The organism is Bacillus sp. LL01 (assembly GCF_001037965.1).
In genome coordinates this window covers 1-3,610 of sequence record NZ_LFEL01000231.1, presented here as the reverse complement: position 1 = coordinate 3,610, position 3,610 = coordinate 1, and the positions used below count along the sequence as shown (strand labels likewise).

General features: G+C 37.8%; 4 protein-coding genes and 1 pseudogene. 2 read left to right on the top strand and 3 right to left on the bottom strand.

Annotated elements, in window-relative coordinates; all coding sequences use genetic code 11:
- Positions 1–392 (bottom strand): RNase H family protein (locus AB685_RS28555; protein ID WP_047973990.1); only part of this gene is annotated, 392 nt, incomplete at its 3' end.
- A 144-nt stretch (positions 393–536) separates the two neighbouring features.
- Here AB685_RS28555 and metA point away from each other — a divergent pair.
- A complete protein-coding gene (metA, locus tag AB685_RS28550; protein WP_047973989.1) occupies positions 537–1,451 on the top strand; it encodes a homoserine O-succinyltransferase in 915 nt (304 codons plus the stop codon).
- Between the two features lie 42 nt (positions 1,452–1,493).
- Here the strand turns inward: metA and AB685_RS32520 are convergent.
- Both AB685_RS32520 and AB685_RS32270 read right to left on the bottom strand, forming a co-directional pair.
- Positions 1,494–2,127, bottom strand: a pseudogene (locus AB685_RS32520) (HD domain-containing phosphohydrolase).
- Positions 2,128–2,202: 75 nt separating this feature from the next.
- Positions 2,203–2,820, bottom strand: a complete 618-nt coding sequence (locus AB685_RS32270; protein ID WP_241773413.1) for a hypothetical protein — start codon at positions 2,818–2,820, stop codon at positions 2,203–2,205.
- A gap of 279 nt (positions 2,821–3,099) precedes the next feature.
- On the opposite strand from AB685_RS32270, the gene AB685_RS28540 reads away from it, so the two are divergent.
- A partial coding sequence (locus AB685_RS28540; protein WP_047973988.1) for an alpha/beta hydrolase occupies positions 3,100–3,610 on the top strand: 511 nt, incomplete at its 3' end.

Genomic DNA, 3,610 nt, shown 5'->3' with positions numbered 1-3,610 from the left:
ATCGCTACATGCATCGCCGCAAGCTCTGCTTCGTTGTTATCTGTTATGTATTCAATTTGTTCATTTCGACGGATTCGCCATTTTTTCTGATGTTGGGTAAAATAAATGACAATACCCAATCCAGCTAATTTCGTATTTTTATCGTAACCACCATCTACATAGACACTGACATCTTGTGGTTCCGTCTCATGGATTTTCGATAGTTTATCTAGTTCTTTCTTTGTCCAACTACGATCTTGTTGATCGAAGTACTCAATTGATTTTAATCGTCCACTCTTTTCTAAGTCGGATGATAGAAGGAGAACGTCCTTAAGAGTCATAAACTCTGACTGCATGAAAAAGTTGCGATTTCCTTTAGGTATACGGTAGATCCACTCAATTCGAATTTTCATCCTCTAACATCTCCTTAAATGATTGATTAACATTGAATTTTGTGATAATTTAAAACAATCGTTATAATTTTAGTTTAACAGTTTATTGTAATGAAGGATATCTCTTTATCATTTAGTGATTAAAGAAAAGGAGCGCCGAGATCTATGCCTATCAAGATTCCAGATCACCTACCTGCAAAAGAAGTACTGAACGCTGAGAACATTTTTGTWATGGATGAGAGCCGTGCCTACTCGCAGGATATCAGACCATTGAAAATTATCATATTGAATTTGATGCCGATTAAAGAGACGACCGAAACACAATTATTACGATTGTTGGGGAACACGCCCCTGCAAGTAGATGTATCGTTTTTATATCCAGATACCCATGTTTCAAAAAATACACCACAAGAGCATCTTCGTTCATTTTATAAAACGTTTGAAGAGATTCAGTCAAAGAAATTTGATGGAATGATTATCACAGGTGCACCAATTGAGAAGCTTGAATTTGAACAAGTTAATTACTGGGATGAACTCAAGCGGATTATGGATTGGAGCGTGACAAACGTTACATCCACTCTACATATTTGTTGGGGTGCACAAGCTGGCTTGTATCATCATTATGGTGTAAGAAAGTACGAGCTGGAGCAGAAATTGTTTGGCGTTTTTACCCATAGTATTGAACAACCAAATGTAAAGTTAATGCGTGGCTTTGATGATGAATTTTTAGCTCCCCACTCCAGACACACAGCCGTTCTTCCTGATGAGATCGAAAAGGTCCCTGACCTTGATATCTTAAGTATGTCAAAAGAGGCGGGCGTTTATTTAGTGGCAGCTAAAAATGGCAAACAAATCTTTGTAACAGGTCACTCTGAATATGATACATGTACATTAGAAGATGAGTATAGACGAGATGTAGAAAGAGGTCTTGATATCTCTTTGCCTGAAAATTATTTTCCACAAAATAATGCAGAGGCTGCGCCAAAACTAAGGTGGCGTGCACATTCGAATTTACTTTTTTCCAACTGGCTTAACTACTATGTATACCAAGAGACACCTTATGACTTAAGTGAATATTAAGACAGGAAAAACCTACGCTTAGTAGGTTTTTCTTTTTCTGTTTTATGAATGTGTGAAAAGAGATGAAACTTCTACTTGGTGTTCATCTATCAACCACTCACAGAAGTAGTCAACAAACTGGGCATCCCATTGAGTCCCTTTTCCATCTTGTAGAATCGTTAAGGCCTTTTCTTTGGTCATACCCATGCGATAAGGGCGGTCTGAAGTCATCGCATCATAAGCATCTGCTACAGCTAAAATTTTCCCGTATAAAGGGATTTGATGATCAACTAATTGATCAGGATACCCTTTTCCATATATTCTCTCGTGATGAGAACGTACTCCAGGTATTAGTTTCTCCATCAATTCAGCCGGTTGAATTGATGGAGAAATATCTTCTCCTAGACCGGGATGCTGTTGGATGACTTTAAACTCTTCTTTCGTCAAGCGTCCATCCTTTATGATCAGGGACACCAATCTTTCCAATGTCATGTAGAAGGCCTGTTTTTCTAAGAATTAAAAGCTGATGTGCGTCCAAGCTTGCTTTCTTACCTATTTGAACGGCATATTCAGCTAAACGGAGCGAGTGTCCAGCAGTATAGGAGTCTCTTGCATCAAGAGTTGTCGCTAACGTTTCAAAGAAGCTTTCATATAATTGATTGTTCACATTCTCCCTTAATTCAAGTCCTTTCACCATATGATTAAATCCGTGAATGGTTTGTGAGAATTCATCTGAGTAATAATCGGATGCCCGGACAGTAAAGCAACCCTCCTAGACTTGTTTCATTTTCGAATGCAGTTGATTTAAAGGCTGTTGCACAATCGAAAACAAAAGTCTTGCCCCATACAAAGATAATCCGCACCCTACTAGTAAAACAAGCATAGACCAAATCCAATAGATCTCGATCAGTAAGGCTTCTCTTTGGCTAAGGCGCATCTGTGTAGCCAAGCTAAAAAGAAGTAAAGGGAAGGCGCCAAATAACAATGCGCTTAATTGAAATTTTGTTTTTAAAGAAACTACTTTTTCCCCTTCTAATGTGAGTTCTTGGTTATACCGTTGGAGCGCTTCTAGTTGAACATGATCTAAAAGTGGGAAAATGACACTAGATGTATGATAGTACTCAATCATAGCGTGCATACCAGCAATTAAGGTTGCACAAACTAACCCATATAAAATGTATTCATAAGGGATATGAAGTAGCTCAATTTCAAAAAAAAAGATCGTAAGTAAGATCGCAGGCACACTAATGCCATACCCAGTCAATTTAGGGAAACGATGAATCTGATAATAGGCTGCTTTCAATTCTGGAAATGTAGGCTTTTCAGTTAAGAAAATATGCTTGATAGGCTTCGTATGACGTCTAAAAAAATAAAACTCGATAGAGATCATCGTTAAAAAAGAAAGGAAGACAACAACCCCTAAAGGAAGAATATCCCGTGCTTCTAAAGAAAGGGTCGTTGGGATTAATACAACGCCTACGCCGATAACTGCTATTAGAGAGCCGAACAGATAATAGATCCCTACATTCTTTACGAAATTTTATAAACAGACAACTAGTGGTCCCCCTTTGTAAATGACACGTCGCAGGTCAATATACCTACTATATTACGTTTTAAAAGCGAGTGAAACAACACAAAGATTAATATTAATTAAGATGAGGGATGGGATATGAAAAGGGAACATTTTTTGAAATCGGTTGTGTATTTAAAGGAGACGGATCTATATTACGAACGGTATTTTGCACGAAAAGAAAAGCGAGGTACATTAGTCTTTATTCATGGATTTGTTTCTTCTAGCTATAGTTTTCGTTACTTGATTCCTTTTCTCACCAAGCATTATGAAGTTCTTTGTATGGATCTACCAGGGTTTGGGAGGAGTGGGAAGCAAGGGAAGTTTTGTTATTCCTTTCAAAGTTATGCAGACCTTGTCATCTCATTAATGGAGTTGCTTCAATTAAAAAATGTCACGGTTGTAGGTCATTCAATGGGAGGCCAAGTGGCCTTATATACAGCGAGAACGAAGCCAAGCTTAATTTCTTCTATTATTTTGTTATCAAGTTCTGGTTACTTAAAGCGGGTAAAAAGACGATTTATTTATGCCTCTTACTTTCCTTTTGCCAAACGAGCGATGCGTTGGTGGATAGCAAAGCGAAATGTGAAGCAAATGTTTACTCAAGTAG

Excerpts from the sequence above, each read along its gene's own strand:
- AB685_RS32270 (WP_241773413.1), bottom strand. The coding sequence starts at position 2,820 with ATGATCTCTATCGAGTTTTATTTTTTTAGACGTCATACGAAGCCTATC.